Origin of the sequence: Amycolatopsis sp. NPDC058278 (genome assembly GCF_042881395.1) — a bacterium.
In the GTDB taxonomy this organism is placed as follows: Bacteria; Actinomycetota; Actinomycetes; order Mycobacteriales; family Pseudonocardiaceae; genus Amycolatopsis.
Genome location: NZ_JBHVXZ010000113.1, coordinates 1 through 15,770 on the forward strand (window position 1 = coordinate 1; position 15,770 = coordinate 15,770).

Genomic DNA, 15,770 nt, shown 5'->3' on the forward strand with positions numbered 1-15,770 from the left:
AGCTGCCCGCGAGCGCCGTGCCCACGGGGTGCACGCCGGGCGGCGGCAGCTGTGCGCTCGGGACACTGGCGCCCGGCCAGACCGTCGAGGTCCGGATCGCGCTGGCGGCCAAGGCCGCGGCGGACGCGCCGGTGGCGGGCACGGTCAGCACGAGCGGGCCCGACGACAACCCGGGCGACAACACCGCCGGCGGGCGGGTGGTGATCCGCCAGCCGGTGGTGACCGTGGAGCCGAGCGTCGCCCCGCTGGGTTCCGTCCCGCGCGTGACGGGCACGGATTTCCCGCCGGGTGCCACGGTCCAGCTGGCTTGGTCGGCAGGGATTTCCGAGACACCGGGCCTGGCGACCGTGGGCGTCGACGGGAAGTTCGAGGCGCAGTTCCTGGTCTTCCACCACGACCTGATCGGGCCGCGGACGGTGTCGGTGAGCTCGATGAGCGGGCCGAAGTTCGGGCCCGTGCCGTCGGACCCGGTCCTCGTCGTCCTGCGCACCGAGCAACCCCCGTTCATCAGCCGCGGCTGAGCTGCCCGTAGGGGCAACCACCGGCGCACGGCCGCACACCCGTCCGCTGGTGCCGGATCCGCACCACGAAAGGGAGACTTCGGCCCATGGGAGCAACGGCGACGCTGTCCGAGGCCGGCCTGGTCGCGGAACCCGGCCAGGAGACGAGCTGCACGGTGACCATCCGGAACGCCGGGCAGGTCGTCGACCAGTTCGCGATCGACGTGGTCGGCGACGCGAGTGGCTGGGCCACCGCGGAACCGGCGACGGTCAACCTCATGCCGGGGGAGACCGGGACGGTCACCGTGCGGTTCGCGCCGCCGCGGTCCTCCGATGTCGCCGCCGGGACGATCCCGTTCGGGGTCCGGGTGTTCTCGAGCGAGGACCCCGCCGGCTCGGTCGTCGAGGAGGGCACCGTCGAGCTCGGCGCCTTCACCGAGGTGACCGCCGAGATCGTGCCGGCCAAGGTGGAGGGCAGTTCCAAGGCCGACTTCGAGGTCGCCGTCGACAACCGCGGCAACCGGCCGGTGGTGGTCGAGCTGAGCCCGCGGGACCCGGAGGACGAGCTCGACTTCCGGCTCGAGCGCGACCGGGCCGAGCTGGCGCCGGGCACCGCCGCGTTCGTCCGGATGCGCACCCGGCCGCGGAAGCGGTTCCTGCGCGGGCAACCCGTCCGGCACCGCTTCCAGGTGTTCGTCGTCGCCGACGGTGCCGAGCCGCTCAAGACCGAAGGCACCATGGTGCAGCGGCAGCTGCTGCCGAAGTGGCTGCTGCCCGCGCTCGCCGCGCTGCTCGTCCTCCTGCTCGCGCTCGTGACGCTGTGGTTCACCGTGCTGCGGCCCGCGGTCAAGTCGGCCGCCCGCGAGGCCGCCGAAGAGCAGAACCACGAGATCGTGAAGGCGGCGCAGGACGCGGGCGCCGGGGCCGACCAGGCGAAGAAGAACGCCGACCAGGCCAAGCAGAACTCCGAACAGGCGATGAAAGCCGTCGGCCTGACCCCGCCGGGTGACAACCCCGCACCCCCCGGCTCCGGTCCCGGGACGCCCCCGACCCGCGTCTCGAACGCCGCGGCCGACGGGACGCCGACGGACTTCCGGGTGGCCGCCGACGCGAAGATCGACTCGAACGTCAACCGGTTCGCCGAGTTCCCCTACACCCTGCCGGACGCGAGCAAGACGCTGGTGGTCACCGACCTGATCCTGCAGAACCCGCGCGGTGACACCGGAACCCTGCGGCTGCTGCGGGATTCCGGCGGCACCAAGACCGTGCTGCTGGAGGTCGGGCTCTCGAACTTCCGCGACCTCGACCACCACTGGCTGCAGGCCTGGCGGTTCCTGCCGGGGGACAAGATCGTGCTCGCGGTCAGCTGCCAGAACCCGGGGGACCGGGGCCACTGCACCCCGTCGGTCTCCTTCTCCGGCCGGGTCGAGTGAGCCGTGCTAGATCAGCCCTTCGCGCATGGCGAACGCCACCGCGTGGGCGCGGTTGCGGAGCTGGAAGCGGTTGGTGATGTCGTGCAGGATCGACTTCACCGTCCGCTCCGAGTAGCTCAGCTGGTCGGCGATCTCCCTGGTTTCGAACCCGTCGGCGACCAGCCGCAGCACCCGGGTTTCCCGCTGGGACATCCCGGCGAGGTCCCACCCGTTGGGGCGCAGCACGTCCCGCTGCAACCGGGACACCCGCGACAACAGCCGGCCCAGCAGGTCCGGCGGCAGCGCGCCTTCGCCGACGGCCGCGGCCTTGACCAGCCGCACCAGCGTGTCCGGGGTGGCGTCGGCCCGGCGGATGATCGCCGAGACGCCGTTGCCCACGACGTCCAGCAGCTCCGAGTCCTCCACCTCCCCGGCGACCAGGACGACGCCCGCGTGGCCGGCGCACTGGAGGCTGCGCAGCAGCTGCCGGGCTTCCTCGTTGAGCCGCTCCACGATGACCAGCACCACGGCGGGCTCGCCGGAGTCCTCGTCGGCGAAACGGATCTCGGGACGTGACCGCAGCGCGGCCGTGACGCCCGCGTGGGTGATGGTGTCGGTGGCGTGCAACAGCACCGGAACCTGGTCGGTGATCATCGGTGGGCCCTCCCTCGAACGACGTCGGATCGCTCCACTCCCCAGGATCGTGGTGCGGACGCCTGCCGAGAAGGGACATGGAGTCCCGATATGTCCCGCTTTCGTTACTCCGATCGGGCAATGCCGGCTTCTTTGGCCTTGGCGATGGCCTGGGTCCGGTCGGTGACCCGGAGCTTGCGGAAGATGTGGGACACGTGGTTGCGCACGGTCTTCTGGCTCAGCACCAGCTCTTCGGCGATCGACGCGTTGCCCATGCCCCGCGCGACGAGCCGCAGGATCTCCTTCTCGCGCAGGGTGAGCCGCGGGAACGACTCGTCGCGCGGGGTCGCCGTCCCCAGCAGCGACAGCACCCGGGTCGCGATCGCCGGGCTGAAGATGGCTTCGCCGTCGCCGATCACCCGGACCGCGCGGATGATCTGCTCGTTGCGCGCGCCCTTGAGCAGGTAGCCGCGGGCGCCCGCGCGCATCGCGGCGAACACCGCGGCCTCGTTCTCGAACATGGTCAGCATGAGCACGCCGGTGTGCGGGCTCGCGCTCACGATCCGCCGCGTCGCCTCGATCCCGTCCAGGTCCGGGAGGTTCAGGTCCATCAGGACGACGTCGGGATCCAGCCGGCCCGCGTCGGCGACCGCGGTCAGGCCGTCGGCCGCCTCGCCGGCGACCTCCATGCCGTCGGTGGCGTCGAGCATCGCGCAGAGCGCAGCGCGGAAAACGGGGTGGTCGTCCACCACGAGGACACGCAGGGAACCGAACACCGCCTCACTTCCCCGCGGCGAGCGGCAGCCAGGCGGCGATCCGCGTGCCACCGGAGGAAACCGGCTCGACCCGGCAGCCGCCGCCGAGGTCGCCGGCGCGTTCCCGCATCGACCGCAGCCCGCTCCCGCCGACCGCGGGCAGGGCCCCGCCGTCGGTGCCCACGCCGTCGTCGACGATCTCCACGTGCAGGTCGCCGTCCAGCGGCCAGAGGTGCACGGTGCACTCGCGGGCGCCGGAGTGGCGGGCGACGTTCACCAGCGCCTCGCGGATGATCCGGTAGGCGGTGACCTCGACCTCCGCCGACAGCGGCGGCAGCTCGCCGCGCACCTCGACCCCGACCCGCAGCGGCCCGTGTTCGGCCGGCACCCGCCCGGTGAGCGTGGCGGCGTACCGCCGCACGGCCAGGACCAGCCCGGCCTCGTCGAGGGCCGGCGGCCGCGCGTCGGCCACGATCCGCCGCAGGTCGGTGATCGCCCCGTAGAGCTCGTCTTCGAGCCGGGCCAGGAGGTGCTCGGTGGCCGCCCGGTCCCGCCCGATCAGGTCCCGGGCGGCGCGCAGCCCCAGCACGGCGGCGGTGAGCGTCGGCCCGAGGCCGTCGTGCAGATCGTGGAGCACCCGTTTGAGCCGGTCTTCGTACCCCGCGGGACGACCGAAGTCGGCGACGACGAATGTCCGGCGCATGTTCTCCCCGTCCGCCAGAAATGGCCCGGAACCCCCTCGCGAACCGGGGGTACCAGCTCTCGTGCGGGTAGCCCAGCCGGCTGCTCCGTTTCACGTAGCGGGATGGTCACCCGCTGTACTAATCGCCGCATCCTGCCCCGGCGTTTCATTCGGAGCCACCGTCACAGGTCACGGTATGGTCCCGATGCGGAAACGCTCGTAACGGTGCAGGTCCACCCGATGATCCGACTGGCCCAGTGTGGCCGGGCCGTCAAAAACCATTCATGAACTGTGCCGGGAACCGGTGGAAATTCGACAAAGCCGGGACGCTGCACTTTCGGGAAGTCGCACGGCGGATGGAGCAGGAGCCGAGAGACAATTGGCGGAATGGCAACAGGTCCGCGCGGCCGGTTCGTTTCGGCGCCTGGTTCACGGGCCGGGAATCCCGGCTGTCAGCCGCGGATCCCGGCGGGATCGGCCGCGGGAAGCTCGACGAGCCGGGTCACGGCACCGGCGTCGGGCGTGAACCGCCGTCGGCGCTCACGGGACCACGACCGGCGTTCCGGGCAGCACCAGCCGGACGGGGATCTCCGGGGCGATGCGGGCCACCGCGTCGGCGTAGTGGCGTGGGTCCTGGTCGCCCTTGGTGAGCATCCGGTCGCCCAGCCGGCCGCTGTGGAAGGCGTAGTGGTGCGGAACGGCCAACGCCGGCTTCAGCGCCGCGGTCAGCCCGGCCGCCTCCTCCGCGTCCATCACCACCTGCTCGAGGTGCAGCGGCCGGATGCACAGGCCGTTCGTCGGCAGGATGGCCAGGTCGACGGGACCGAACCGGTCCGGGATCGTGTCGAGCTCCGGGACCGGTGACGGCGACGCCGGGCAAGCACGGCGTCCACGAAGTCACCTTCGTCATCCAGGCCGGCGACGGTGGAGGCGACCGGCTCACCCTGGTAGTAGGTCGCGGTCTGGGTGAACCACGGGTCGATCAGGACCCGGGGTCCGCCGATCTCGATCAGCTGGCAGGCGTGGCCGATGCGGGTGACGCTCAGTGTGGTGCGCATGCTGGTTCTCCTGGGAGTCGGTTGCCGAGGTCGAGGAGCGCGCCCAGCAGTTCTTCGGGCGTCTCGACCTGCGGCAGGTGGCCGGTGCGGGGCAGCAGGGTGAACGTCGACAGCGGAATCGCGGCCGCGAAGGCCTTGCCGTACTCGGGGCCGGCGATGCCGTCGCTCTCGCCCCAGATGACGTGCACCGGAACGTCGAGCTCGCCGAGCCGTCCGGCGAGCCGTCGGGTCGGCCATGGCTGGTCCGGTGTAGCCGATCAGCGCGCGCACGTCCGGGCTCGGCCCGGTGCCCCCGCCCGCCGGCGGCACCGGCGCCTTGCTCGGGTCGTGAAAGGACAGTGCCCGGATCTCCGCGAGCGACATGCCGCTGATGTCGGTCACCGGGTGGCCTTCGACCTCGATGCCGATCCCGTCGACGATCACGGCACCGCTCACACGCGGGCTGTTCAGGAGCGCGATCTCGGCGGCCAGCCAGCCCCCGAAGGAGTTGCCGACCACCGTGACGTCGGTGAGGTCGAGCTCTTCCAGCAGTCCGGCGTACAGCCGGGCCAGCTCGGTCACGCCGGTCAGGCTTTCGGCCTTCGGGGTGCCGGCGAAGCCCGGGTGGGTGGGCGGCAGCACCCGGGAGTGGGTGCGTTCGGCGAGCAGGTCGGCGAACCCGGCCATGGTCGCGACGCCGCCGCCTCCGTGCAGCAGCAGGAAGGGCCGGGTGCGGTCGCGGTCCTGGAGGGTCACCTCGGCGGTGCCGACGGTGCGGGTTTCGGTGCGGGTGGGCCGGAGTGAGCCGGCCGCGGGGAGAGTCGTCATGGTTCCTTACTCGGTCTCGAAGCTCGCACCTAAGGAACCTTAGATAAGCGGCGACCCGGATGGCCGAACGCGGGCTCATCGAACGCGTCCCCGGCCCGGGCCGAGCCGTCCGGCACCGGCTGACGGAAGAAGGAGCGCGGCTGCGCGCCGAGGGCCAGGACCTCGTCGACGGCGTCGCCGAGGCGTCGTTCCGCGCTCTGACGCAGGCGCAGCTCGACCAGCTGGGCGAGCTGCTGGACTGCGCCCTGGGACCGGACCCCACCGCTTAGAGCGGTCGCCCTCGGCAAAACCACGGCCGGAAAGCAACGACCGAGAACGCTCCGGCCAAGCGGTCAGCCGGTGACCTTCCGCGCCACCCCGCCGTAGAGCTGCGTGTTGGTGTACGGGTCGTCCGAGACGTCGCCCGGGCCGCCCGGGCGCCACAGTGCGCAGCCGACCAGGCCGGGTTCGATCAGCTGGAAGTCGCCGAACATCGTCTCGACTTCGCGGTAGGTGCGGGTGGTGGCCTGGTCGTGGCCTCTGGCCTGGTTGAACGTGCCCACGAGGCTGTTCATCCGGTTGCCCTCCTGGTCGCTGACCATGTGCGAGATGGCCAGGTAGCTGCCGGCCGGGAGGCGGCGGCGGTACTCGGCGAGCAGTGCGTGCGGCTCGACCGCGTCCGGGATCCAGTGCAGCATGGCCACCATCAGCAGGCCGATCGGTTCGCCGAAGTCGAGCCGGCGCAGCTCCGGATCGGCGAAGATCCCGTCGGGGTTCGTGAAGTCCCCGTGCGCGATCGTGGCGTTTTCGCTGGTGCGCAGCAGCATCTTGCTGTGCGCGACGGCGATGGGGTCACGGTCGACGTAGACCACGCGGCACCGCGGGTCGATCTCGCCGGCGATGTGGTGGACGTTGCCCACCGTGGGGATGCCCGAGCCGATGTCGAGGAACTGCCGGATACCGAGGCTCATCAGCGTGCGGACGACCCGGCCCAGGAAGGCGCGGTTGAGCCGGGCGACGTCCCGGATGCCGGGCATGGCCTTCTCGGCCTGTTCGGCAGCCTCCCGGTCGGCCTGGAAATTGTGCGCGCCGCCCAGCAGATAGTCATAGGTCCGGGAACTGCTGGGTTTCGTCGTGTCGATACCCGGAGGAACCCATTCCTCTTCCTGGTGTGGTGTCATCACGTCCACCTCGCTCGCCTTCGAACGAAGAACATACTCACTCCCGCGGCGGTCCCGATTACGCCATCGGTGTGACGGCGATTCAGCCGATGGGTGCTGTCGCGTGCCGCCGATCGGGCCTAGGGTGGCAGTCCTCCTTCCGGACAGCCAAGGAGAGGAAATGGACGTCCCGGTCGCGCCAGGCCGTCGGATCCTGCTGGGGCACACCCCGTCGATGTTGCGGCAGCGGGTCGGTTTCACGTCTTCGTTGCGTGCGCACGGCGATATCGTGCGGCTCTTCCTCGGTCCGTTGGAGACGTATTTCCTGACGAGCCCGGAGTTGGTCAATCACGTCCTCGTCGCGCAGGGGTCCAGCTTCTCGAAAGGGATCATCTTCGATCGTTTCCGGCCGTTCATGGGAAACGGGCTGGTCATGTCGGAAGGTGCGTTCCACCTGCGGCAGCGCCGGTTGATGCAGCCGGCGTTCCACGGTGCCCGGCTGTCCGTGTACGCGGACACGATGGTGCGGGTCGCCGGGGAGCTGACCGGTTCCTGGCGGGCGGGTGAGGTTCGCCGGCTGGACGCGGACATGCAGTGGCTGGGCATCACCGTCGTCGGGGAGACGCTCTTCGCGACGGAACTGGGCCGGCGGGCCGTCGCGGAGGCCCGCCGGTCGATCCCGGTGGTGCTGAAGGCAGGGATGATCCGGGCGCTGTCGCCTCGGTTGTTCGAACACGTTCCGGTGATTCCGGCCAACCGGCGGTTCGACCGGGCCGTCGCCCGGCTGCGGCGGATCGTGCAGGAGGTCATCACCGGGTGGCGTGCCACGGGGGAGGACCACGGTGATCTGCTGTCCATGCTGATGCTGGCGCGGGATTCCGGCACCGGCGAGGGGATGACCGACGATCAGGTCTACGACGAGGTGATCACGCTGCTGACGGCAGGCAGCGAGACCAGCGCCGTCGCGCTGACATGGCTGTTCCACGAGCTGGCCCGGCACCCGGAGGTCGGACGGCGGGTGCGGGCCGAGGTGGACGAGGTGCTGGCCGGGCGGGCGGCCACCTTCGGTGACGTCGCAAAGCTGGCGTACCTGCGCCGGGTCGTCAGTGAAGTTCTGCGGATGTACCCGATCTGGATTCTCATGCGGCGGGCGCTGCGGGACGTCGAACTCGGCGGGGTGCGGCTGCCCGCGGGTACGGAGGTCATGTTCAGCCCGTATTCGCTGCATTTCGATCCGCGGTTCCACGAAGACCCGGAGCGGTTCGATCCCGATCGGTGGTTGCCCGAGCGGGCGGCGCGCATTCCGAAGGGGGCGTATGTCCCGTTCGGTGCGGGTGGCCGGCAGTGCATCGGGCAGGCTTTCGCGCACACCGAGATCACTTTGGTCGCGGCGTCGGTGCTGGCCGGGTGGGAGTTGTTCCCGGTGCCGGGGGTGCCGGTGCGGACCACGGTCACTTCGGCCGCTTATCCGGATCGGATGCCGATGACCGTGGTCCCGCGGCGGGTGGCCTGAGCGGCACCGGTAATCGATCGACCTCGTTTCTCGATGGACCCTGTTTGATCAAAGCTGTTTCGTGATCGTTTTGTCAGTTTGCTCGGTACTGTTCTCTTTCGGAGGTAATTTTCCGTGTTCGGATTCCGTGGTGGGATGCAGCGCGCCGCCGGCCGTCGCCGGCGGGCCACCGTGCTCGTGCTGGTGGCTCTCGGCTTCCTGCTGGTGCCCGTGTCCGCGAGAGCGGAGGGCGCGAGCTGCCGGGAGCTGTACTTCCCGGTGACGCTGGTGGCGCTCCCGCAGACGATGCACGGCACCCTGTGCGTGCCGTCCGGTGGTGCGGGCACGGTGCAGGTGCTGATTCCGGGTGGCACGTACAACAGTTCCTACTGGGACATCGGGTACCAGCCGGAGATCCGGTCCTACCGGCTGGCGATGAACAACGCCGGGTACGCCACGCTGGCGCTCGACCGGCTCGGTACCGGGCGCAGCACCACGCCGCCGAGCGCGGTGCTGACCACGATCACCGAAGCCGCCGTGGTGCACCAGGTGATCCAGGCCGTGCGGTCCGGTGCGCAGGGGCCGCGCTTCGGCAAGGTGATCCTCGCCGGGCACTCGTTCGGCTCCGGCACCGCCAGCATCGAAGCGGCCACGTTCCACGACGTCGACGCCGTGCTCGTCACCGGGCTGGCCCACCGGTTGAACCTCACCGGGACGACGGCGGTCTTCGCCGCCACCTACCCGGCTCTGCTCGATCCGCGGTTCGCCACCGGCGGGTACGACCCCGGTTACCTGACGACGATGCCGGGCAGCCGGTACTCGATCTTCCACGCTCCCGGGCCGAAGGTGGACGGCGCGATCGCCTTCGACGAGGCGACGAAGGACACCTCGGCGTACGAGCAGGCGGCCGATCTGTTCCCGATCGGGATCATCGCGCCCTACTCGCTGCTGATCAACCGGCCGGTGATGGTCGTGCTGGGCCAGGACACGGTCTTCTGCGGGCTGCTGGCGACCGATTGCTCGTCGGCCCTCGCGATCAAGACCTCCGAGACGCCGTACTACGGCGCCGGGGTGGACCTGACGACGTATGCGCTGCCGGGGTACGGGCACGCGATCAACTACGCGCCGAACGCGCCCGACTACTTCCGGGCCGTCATCGACTGGGCGAACCGCAAGGTCGGCCGCTGAGGGGCACGCCGGGGCGGGTGCCGCCCCGGCGGCCGCAGGCGGGCTGCGCCCCGAGCGGCACCATTCCGGATTCGCGCCGTCGCGGGCGGGTGTCTCGAAAGTTTCGCATTCCCGCGCCCGTGTAAATTTCACCGGCCTTTTGTCCTTTGTGGACCGATGGCAGGCCGTTGAGGAGGCAAAGTGTCCCGCCCGGCTTCGGGGGCACTGCGTCCCGCTCGCGTGCATTGACAATTCCGGTTCGGGAAGTCCAGGCTGGCCCGACGCATGTTAGCGATAACAGTAGTCGTCTTGCTCATGCGCACACCGATCTGGCCGTCCAACGGCGGGTAGCTGACCGGGAGAAGGTCGTCATGAACAGAAGAAGTTTGAGTCGCGGGAGCCGGCACCTGCTCGCCGTGTTCGCCGCCGCGGCGACGGTCGCGGTGACGGCGCTGGCCGGGGCCGGCGCGGCCCAGGCCGACGTCACCGGCGCCCTGCGCGGCGTCGGTTCCGGTCGTTGCCTGGAGGTCCAGAACGCCAGCCAGACCGACGGCACCGCCGTGCAGATCTACGACTGCTCGGGCGGCGCCGGTCAGCAGTGGACGTCGACGGCCAGTGGCCAGCTGACGGTGTTCGGCAAGTGCCTCGACGTGGCCGGCAGCGGGACCACCGCCGGCACCAAGGTGCAGATCTGGACCTGCCACGGCGGAGCCAACCAGCAGTGGCGCGTGAACGCCGACGGCTCGGTGGTCGGCGTGCAGTCCGGGCTCTGCCTGGACGTCACCGGCGCCGGGACGGCCAACGGCACCGCGGTGGCGCTCTGGACGTGCCACGGCGGCACCAACCAGCAGTGGACGGGCCTGTCGGGCACGCCGACGACCACGACCACCACGACGACCGGCGGAAACACCGGCTGCACCCTTCCGTCGTCCTACCGCTGGACGTCCTCGGGTGCGCTGGCGCAGCCGAAGAACGGGTGGCTCTCGCTCAAGGACTTCACCAACGTCGTCTACAACGGCAAGCACCTGGTCTACGGCTCGACGGTCAACTCGTCCGGGTCCTACGGCTCGATGGCGTTCAGCCCCTTCACCAACTGGTCCGACATGGCCTCGGCCGGGCAGAACGGGGCGAACTCCGGCACCGTCGCCCCGACGCTGTTCTACTTCGCGCCGAAGAACATCTGGGTGCTGGCCTACCAGTGGGGTTCCTGGCCGTTCATCTACCGCACGTCGAGCGACCCCACCAACCCCAACGGGTGGTCCGCGCCGCAGCCGCTGTTCACGGGCAGCATCTCCGGCTCCGGCACCGGCCCGATCGACCAGACCCTGATCGCCGACGGCTCGAACATGTACCTGTTCTTCGCCGGTGACAACGGCAAGATCTACCGGGCCAGCATGCCGATCGGGAACTTCCCGGGCAGCTTCGGGTCGTCGTACACGACGGTCATGAGCGACTCGCAGGCCAACCTGTTCGAGGCGGTCGAGGTCTACAAGGTCCAGGGCCAGAACCAGTACCTGATGATCGTCGAGGCGATGGGCTCGGGCGGCCGCTACTTCCGCTCGTTCACCTCCAGCAGCCTCGGCGGTTCGTGGACCCCGCAGGCGGCCAGCGAGAGCAACCCGTTCGCGGGCAAGGCCAACAGCGGCGCGACGTGGACGAACGACATCAGCCACGGCGACCTGGTCCGCACCAACCCCGACCAGACCAAGACGATCGACCCCTGCAACCTCCAGCTGCTCTACCAGGGCAAGGACCCCGCGGCCGGCGGCGACTACAACCGGCTCCCGTGGCGGCCGGGCTTGCTGACGCTGCGGCGTTGATCGCCTGAACGACTGTCGAGAACAGGAGCCCCGGCCGGTGGACGGCCGGGGCTCCTGTTCGTCGAGCGGCACCGGTTCGCGCCGAATTGGCCGGGAATTGCGCTGCTTTTGGTGACACCCGGACGGGTTGAAAAGGTTTACCGGGAAATCGGCGCGGTTTCGCGGCCGTGTTCACCCGTCAAGGCGATCATGATCTTGTTCCGGTGGCAGCTTCGCCGATCCGTCGGCTAGCGTGATCCCGGCCCGGAAACGGCGCGCCACAAGCGCTTCGCCAGCCGGCTTCCCCGAAGGCGTCCGATCAGCGGATCCGAAGAGCCTTCATTTTCGACCGAGCAGGTTGGCTGCTGAAACCGGAGAACGACATGTCATTCGGCAATGGCGCGACGACGATTCCGCGCTCGCGGTGGCCCCGCGCCGGCGGGGTACTGGCGGTGCTGCTGGCCGTCGCTTCGGCCTGCCCGGTCGCGCACGCCTACCCCGCACGGGTGCAGGTGTTCGTGGCGAACAGCGGCTCCGACACCGTCACCGTGTACGACACCCGGATGCAGGAGGTGGTCGCCACCGTCCGGGTCGGCCGGTCGCCGGTGGGCGTGGGCGCGGCACCCGGCGGGGACCGGGTCTACGTCACCAACGAGCTCGCCGACACGGTTTCGGTGATCGACGCCCGCACGTACGCCACCCTGGCCACGGTTCCGGTCGGCCTGCACCCGTTCGGCGTCGCGGTCGCCGGCTCCCACGCCTACGTGACGAACTTCGGGGCCGACACCGTTTCGGTGATCGACACCGCGACGAACACGGTCGTGCGGCAGATCCCGGTGGGCCGGTTCCCGCACAGCCCGGCCGCCAGCCCGGACGGACGCCGGGTGTACGTGACCAACAACGGCGCGGCCACCGTATCGGTCATCGACGCCGGGTCCGACCAGGTCGTGGCCACCCTGCCGGTGGGCCGCTTCCCGGCCGGGATCGCGACCAGCCCGGCGGGCGACCGCGTCTACGTGGCCGCGACCGGCGCGAACAGCGTCAACGCCATCAGCGCGACCGGGCCGACCCTGATGACGACCCAGCCGGTCGGGCAGGTGCCGATGGGGGTCGCGGTCACCCCGCGCGGTCAGGTCTACGTCGCCAACGCCGGCTCCGACACGGTGTCCCTGCTGGGCCGCAACCCGCCGACGGCGATCCCGGTCCAGGACGAGCCCGAAGGCGTGGCGGCGGCGCCCGACACCAGCTACGTCTTCGTCACGAACTCGGCCTCGGGCTCGATGTCGGTGATCGACACCGCGACGAACACGGTCGTCGCGACCGTGCCCGTCGGCAGCGAACCGGAGGGCCTCGCCGTGACGTCCTGACCCCGGTTCACGCCGGGTGGCCGGCCGGCCGGGGCGAGTGGGTGATGGTCGTTCGACCGCGCACGCAGGTCGCCGCCGAAACCGTCGGCGCGACCGAGGGCGTGACGACGTCGGGACCGCACGCCGGCAGTGGTGGCGGCGGGACGTCGTTCCCCGCCGAAGCGAACCCCACCACCGCGGCCACCGCCGCCGCGACCAGCACGCCGGCTCCCGCCCACGCCAGGCCGCGCCCCGGCCGTACCGGCGCGGGCGGCGGCGAGACCCGCGGCCGCACCACCTCGGCGACTTCGGTGACCTCGATCTCGAACGGCTCCGACCGCTCTGTGCGGAAACCTTCTTCGCCGGCGAGGAACCGGTCGTACACGGCGAGCGCGGTGCTTCTCGTCCGGGTCAACGCGGCCGCACCCGTCGCGGGATCCCCGTCCGGGCACAGGAATCCGTGCAGCAGCACGAGCGGGCGACCGTACTCGTCCCGCGGTTCGCCGCGGGCCTCCACCGCGGTCACCGTGTGCTCGGCCCAGACGAGCACACCGTACGGCGTCGCCGCGGCGCGCGAAGGCACGTCGTCCAGCGGCGTCGCCGTGGCTTCGAGGAACCCGTGCTCCCGCAGGAAGCCCGGTACCAGCAGCGCCGAGTAACCCCGCCGCCGGCCGCGGGCGACCAGGAACGGCCACGCCCGGCCCGTCACCAGTCACCCCAGCGGTCGCCGCCGAGGCGGGAGACGGGCAGTTTCGCCTCGAGCACCGCGACCTGCCGCTGCAGCTCGCCGACCACGCGCCGGCGAGCCTGGACGTAGTGCTCCGCCAGCCGGTCGGCCTCGCCGAGCCGGGCCAGCCGTGCGCCGCGCTCGGCCGGGTCGTCCTGCGGGCGCAGCGTGTCGAGCAGCAGCATGAGGCCGGACTCGGCGATCACCCCGGCGCCGACCGCCGACGCCAGCACCCGCACCGCGTGCGCGGTGAAGTGGCTGCCGAGCGTCCGCAGCGCCTCGGCCGGGCCCATCCGCATCCGCCGTTGCGCGGCCGCGAGCAGCTCCGCGCGGGTGGCGCGGTCGAGGGCGAGTTCGGTCTGGCGCAGGATGTCGGGCACCACCACCGACAACGCGGCTTCGACGTTCCCGGGCCGGAACCGGCCGTCGGGCTTCTTCCGGACCGTGCCACCGGAGAAGACGGCGAAGTCGTGCCCGACCGCGGTCACCGGGATCAGCCGCACGATCCGCCGGGCGCTGTGCACCTTGACCAGGTCGGCGAACCCCGGCGTCGCCATCAGCGGTCGCGGACGATCCGCAGCCGCTCGTTCTCGTCCGGGTGCAGGTGGTCGAGCAGGTCCCACTTGGTGATGACGAAGACGATCGGGCTGCGCACCGGCAGCATCGCGTTGATCATCGCGTCGAGGGACGCCTCGAGCATCAGCGCGCCATGCCGGTCGCCCTGTTCGGCCTGCAGCAGCGTCGCCTGCGCGGTCGATCCCGGCGCGTCCGGGTCGGTCAGCAGCTCGCCCGGGTATTCGAGGTAGCCGAGCTTGACGACGGGTTCGGCCGCCCCGCCGACGTCGGCCATCACGCTGAACTCGAATTGGCGCAGTTCGCCGCGGGTCGTGCCGCGCGGCCACTCTTCGTGGACGTCGGCCGCCGTGCGGTACCACCGGTTCAGCTCGATCAGCTGCTCGTGCGGCACGCGCAGGGAGAAGCCGCGGTCGCCCGGGGTCTGCAGCCGCCGGCGCGCGAGCAGCAGGACGACCACCAGGGTCAGCGCGAGAACGATCAGCGTGAGGCTCACGGTTTCTTCCCTTCCCTTCCCTCACCGACTCGGAGCCGCGAGCCGTCCCGGAAATACGGCGGGATGCACCGGTGTATTTGCCGGGCGCTTCCGGACTCTGACCGGCACAGCTCCCACAGCGGAAGGAACGACCATGCCAGTCCCGGAGACCTACCACGCCCGAGCCGACGCCGAACGCGCCCGGCTGCTCACGGGCACCACGTCGCCGTTCACCATCACCGTCCGGTTCGCCGGCGGACTGACGCAGACGCAGCAGGACGCCTTCGCCGCGGCCGCCGACCGGTGGGCGACGGTGATCGTCGGCGACCTGCCGGACGTCGTCTTCGACGGGGAACCCATCGACGACGTGCTGATCGTCGCGAAGGGGGCCGACATCGACGGGGTCGGCCACGTCCTCGGCCAGGCGCACATCACCCACGTGCGGCCCGCGGGCCCCGAACCGTGGGCCCTGCTGCCGGTCCGGGGTGAGATGACGTTCGACCGGGCCGACCTGGTCAAGATGGAAGCCACCGGAATCCTCGGGGACGTGATCACCCACGAGATGGGCCACGTCCTCGGCATCGGCTCGCTCTGGGGCGCGAAGGGACTGCTGGTCGGCAAGGGCACCAGCGACCCGGTGTTCACCGGGCCCGCGGCGATGGCCGAGTACCACAAGTTGCGCGGTTCCGGCGACCTGGTCCGGGTGCCGGTGGAGGACACCGGCGGGCCGGGGACCCGGGACGTGCACTGGCGGGACCGCACCTTCGGCAACGAGCTGATGACCGGCTTCGTCGGCCACGCCCCCAATCCGCTCAGCCGGATCACCGCCGCCTCCCTCGGCGATCTCGGCTACCAGGTCGACGTCGACGCGGCGGACCCCTACGAGCTGCCGGCCGAACCGGCGCTGACGGCGGCGGGCGTGGCGGTGCACGCCTTGGCGGTCACGCCGGCTCCGGTCGAGCTTCCCCGGCCGGCCGTGCGCGCCTGACCGCTCGAAATCGTGGCCGGTTCCGCGGTGGCGGAACCGGCCACGCCTGTTTCGACAGCTCGGGAAGGAAGATCTGGTGTCGCTGGGGGCGAGCAGCGGCGCGACCACCTCGACGAGCTGATCGCGACAACCGAGATCATCCTGCGGGGCGTCCTGCGGTGACCGGGTTTCCGGACGGCGGCGAGTGAGCCGCACCTCCCGCGCTTGACCTTGACAC

General features: G+C 70.9%; 16 protein-coding genes and 1 pseudogene. 8 read left to right on the plus strand and 9 right to left on the minus strand.

Annotation, left to right across the window (positions count from 1 at the left end; all coding sequences use genetic code 11):
- Together ACFVYA_RS39025 and ACFVYA_RS39030 are read left to right on the plus strand one after the other, a co-directional pair.
- Positions 1-521 (plus strand): annotated as a pseudogene (locus ACFVYA_RS39025) (translocation protein TolB); the annotation flags it as partial.
- 86 nt (positions 522-607) lie between these two features.
- Complete coding sequence (locus ACFVYA_RS39030) at positions 608-1,933, plus strand: hypothetical protein (protein ID WP_285991992.1); 1,326 nt, start codon at positions 608-610, stop codon at positions 1,931-1,933.
- Positions 1,934-1,939: 6 nt separating this feature from the next.
- On the opposite strand, the gene ACFVYA_RS39035 is transcribed toward ACFVYA_RS39030, so the two are convergent.
- The 5 genes from ACFVYA_RS39035 to ACFVYA_RS39055 all read right to left on the minus strand — a co-directional run bounded on the left by ACFVYA_RS39035 (position 1,940) and on the right by ACFVYA_RS39055 (position 5,847).
- Positions 1,940-2,566, minus strand: a complete 627-nt coding sequence (locus ACFVYA_RS39035; RefSeq protein ID WP_285991991.1) for a response regulator transcription factor — start codon at positions 2,564-2,566, stop codon at positions 1,940-1,942.
- A 104-nt stretch (positions 2,567-2,670) separates the two neighbouring features.
- Complete coding sequence (locus ACFVYA_RS39040; protein ID WP_285991990.1) at positions 2,671-3,321, minus strand: response regulator transcription factor; 651 nt, start codon at positions 3,319-3,321, stop codon at positions 2,671-2,673.
- 4 nt (positions 3,322-3,325) lie between these two features.
- Positions 3,326-4,003 carry a sensor histidine kinase gene (locus tag ACFVYA_RS39045; protein ID WP_285991989.1) on the minus strand — a complete coding sequence of 226 codons (678 nt, stop codon included), beginning with the start codon at positions 4,001-4,003 and terminating at the stop codon, positions 3,326-3,328.
- A gap of 519 nt (positions 4,004-4,522) precedes the next feature.
- Positions 4,523-4,735 (minus strand): hypothetical protein, encoded by a 213-nt coding sequence (locus ACFVYA_RS39050; protein ID WP_387052199.1) that lies wholly within the window; start codon positions 4,733-4,735, stop codon positions 4,523-4,525.
- The gene (locus ACFVYA_RS39055; RefSeq protein WP_387052201.1) at positions 4,735-5,847 is read right to left on the minus strand and encodes an alpha/beta fold hydrolase; all 1,113 of its coding nucleotides are present in this window, start codon (positions 5,845-5,847) and stop codon (positions 4,735-4,737) included. Before ACFVYA_RS39055 ends, ACFVYA_RS39050 begins: the two co-directional genes overlap by 1 nt.
- Before the next feature lie 59 nt (positions 5,848-5,906).
- On the opposite strand from ACFVYA_RS39055, the gene ACFVYA_RS39060 reads away from it, so the two are divergent.
- Positions 5,907-6,116, plus strand: coding sequence for a hypothetical protein (locus ACFVYA_RS39060; RefSeq protein ID WP_387052203.1), 210 nt, complete (start codon positions 5,907-5,909; stop codon positions 6,114-6,116).
- A 63-nt stretch (positions 6,117-6,179) separates the two neighbouring features.
- Here the strand turns inward: ACFVYA_RS39060 and ACFVYA_RS39065 are convergent, their stop codons facing one another.
- Complete coding sequence (locus tag ACFVYA_RS39065; RefSeq protein ID WP_387052205.1) at positions 6,180-7,007, minus strand: SAM-dependent methyltransferase; 828 nt, start codon at positions 7,005-7,007, stop codon at positions 6,180-6,182.
- A 160-nt stretch (positions 7,008-7,167) separates the two neighbouring features.
- On the opposite strand from ACFVYA_RS39065, the gene ACFVYA_RS39070 reads away from it, so the two are divergent.
- The 4 genes from ACFVYA_RS39070 (at position 7,168) to ACFVYA_RS39085 (ending at position 12,811) form a co-directional block, all read left to right on the plus strand.
- Positions 7,168-8,499 carry a cytochrome P450 gene (locus ACFVYA_RS39070; protein WP_387052249.1) on the plus strand — a complete coding sequence of 444 codons (1,332 nt, stop codon included), beginning with the start codon at positions 7,168-7,170 and terminating at the stop codon, positions 8,497-8,499.
- 135 nt (positions 8,500-8,634) lie between these two features.
- Complete coding sequence (locus ACFVYA_RS39075) at positions 8,635-9,666, plus strand: alpha/beta hydrolase (protein WP_387052207.1); 1,032 nt, start codon at positions 8,635-8,637, stop codon at positions 9,664-9,666.
- A gap of 350 nt (positions 9,667-10,016) precedes the next feature.
- Positions 10,017-11,465, plus strand: a complete 1,449-nt coding sequence (locus ACFVYA_RS39080; RefSeq protein ID WP_387052209.1) for a non-reducing end alpha-L-arabinofuranosidase family hydrolase — start codon at positions 10,017-10,019, stop codon at positions 11,463-11,465.
- A gap of 362 nt (positions 11,466-11,827) precedes the next feature.
- Entirely contained in the window at positions 11,828-12,811 is a 984-nt protein-coding gene (locus ACFVYA_RS39085; protein WP_387052211.1) for a beta-propeller fold lactonase family protein, read from the plus strand.
- A gap of 7 nt (positions 12,812-12,818) precedes the next feature.
- Here the strand turns inward: ACFVYA_RS39085 and ACFVYA_RS39090 are convergent, their stop codons facing one another.
- Genes ACFVYA_RS39090 through ACFVYA_RS39100 form a run of 3 tightly spaced genes read right to left on the minus strand, consistent with a single transcriptional unit; the run spans position 12,819 to position 14,586 of the window.
- The gene (locus ACFVYA_RS39090; protein ID WP_387052213.1) at positions 12,819-13,499 is read right to left on the minus strand and encodes a hypothetical protein; all 681 of its coding nucleotides are present in this window, start codon (positions 13,497-13,499) and stop codon (positions 12,819-12,821) included.
- Entirely contained in the window at positions 13,496-14,074 is a 579-nt protein-coding gene (locus ACFVYA_RS39095) for a hypothetical protein (protein ID WP_387052215.1), read from the minus strand. Before ACFVYA_RS39095 ends, ACFVYA_RS39090 begins: the two co-directional genes overlap by 4 nt.
- Positions 14,074-14,586: a hypothetical protein gene (locus tag ACFVYA_RS39100; protein WP_387052217.1), complete on the minus strand. Its 513-nt coding sequence runs from the start codon at positions 14,584-14,586 to the stop codon at positions 14,074-14,076. Before ACFVYA_RS39100 ends, ACFVYA_RS39095 begins: the two co-directional genes overlap by 1 nt.
- A gap of 133 nt (positions 14,587-14,719) precedes the next feature.
- Here ACFVYA_RS39100 and ACFVYA_RS39105 point away from each other — a divergent pair, with 133 nt between their 5' ends.
- Positions 14,720-15,553 carry a leishmanolysin-related zinc metalloendopeptidase gene (locus tag ACFVYA_RS39105; protein WP_387052219.1) on the plus strand — a complete coding sequence of 278 codons (834 nt, stop codon included), beginning with the start codon at positions 14,720-14,722 and terminating at the stop codon, positions 15,551-15,553.
- Positions 15,554-15,770 lie beyond the last annotated feature (217 nt).

Excerpts from the sequence above, each read along its gene's own strand:
- ACFVYA_RS39030 (WP_285991992.1), top strand. The coding sequence starts at position 608 with ATGGGAGCAACGGCGACGCTGTCCGAGGCCGGCCTGGTCGCGGAACCC.
- ACFVYA_RS39035 (WP_285991991.1), bottom strand. The coding sequence starts at position 2,566 with ATGATCACCGACCAGGTTCCGGTGCTGTTGCACGCCACCGACACCATC.
- ACFVYA_RS39045 (WP_285991989.1), bottom strand. The coding sequence starts at position 4,003 with ATGCGCCGGACATTCGTCGTCGCCGACTTCGGTCGTCCCGCGGGGTAC.
- ACFVYA_RS39050 (WP_387052199.1), bottom strand. The coding sequence starts at position 4,735 with ATGGACGCGGAGGAGGCGGCCGGGCTGACCGCGGCGCTGAAGCCGGCG.
- ACFVYA_RS39055 (WP_387052201.1), bottom strand. The coding sequence starts at position 5,847 with ATGACGACTCTCCCCGCGGCCGGCTCACTCCGGCCCACCCGCACCGAA.
- ACFVYA_RS39060 (WP_387052203.1), top strand. The coding sequence starts at position 5,907 with ATGGCCGAACGCGGGCTCATCGAACGCGTCCCCGGCCCGGGCCGAGCC.
- ACFVYA_RS39065 (WP_387052205.1), bottom strand. The coding sequence starts at position 7,007 with ATGACACCACACCAGGAAGAGGAATGGGTTCCTCCGGGTATCGACACG.
- ACFVYA_RS39070 (WP_387052249.1), top strand. The coding sequence starts at position 7,168 with ATGGACGTCCCGGTCGCGCCAGGCCGTCGGATCCTGCTGGGGCACACC.
- ACFVYA_RS39075 (WP_387052207.1), top strand. The coding sequence starts at position 8,635 with ATGCAGCGCGCCGCCGGCCGTCGCCGGCGGGCCACCGTGCTCGTGCTG.
- ACFVYA_RS39080 (WP_387052209.1), top strand. The coding sequence starts at position 10,017 with ATGAACAGAAGAAGTTTGAGTCGCGGGAGCCGGCACCTGCTCGCCGTG.
- ACFVYA_RS39085 (WP_387052211.1), top strand. The coding sequence starts at position 11,828 with ATGTCATTCGGCAATGGCGCGACGACGATTCCGCGCTCGCGGTGGCCC.
- ACFVYA_RS39095 (WP_387052215.1), bottom strand. The coding sequence starts at position 14,074 with ATGGCGACGCCGGGGTTCGCCGACCTGGTCAAGGTGCACAGCGCCCGG.
- ACFVYA_RS39105 (WP_387052219.1), top strand. The coding sequence starts at position 14,720 with ATGCCAGTCCCGGAGACCTACCACGCCCGAGCCGACGCCGAACGCGCC.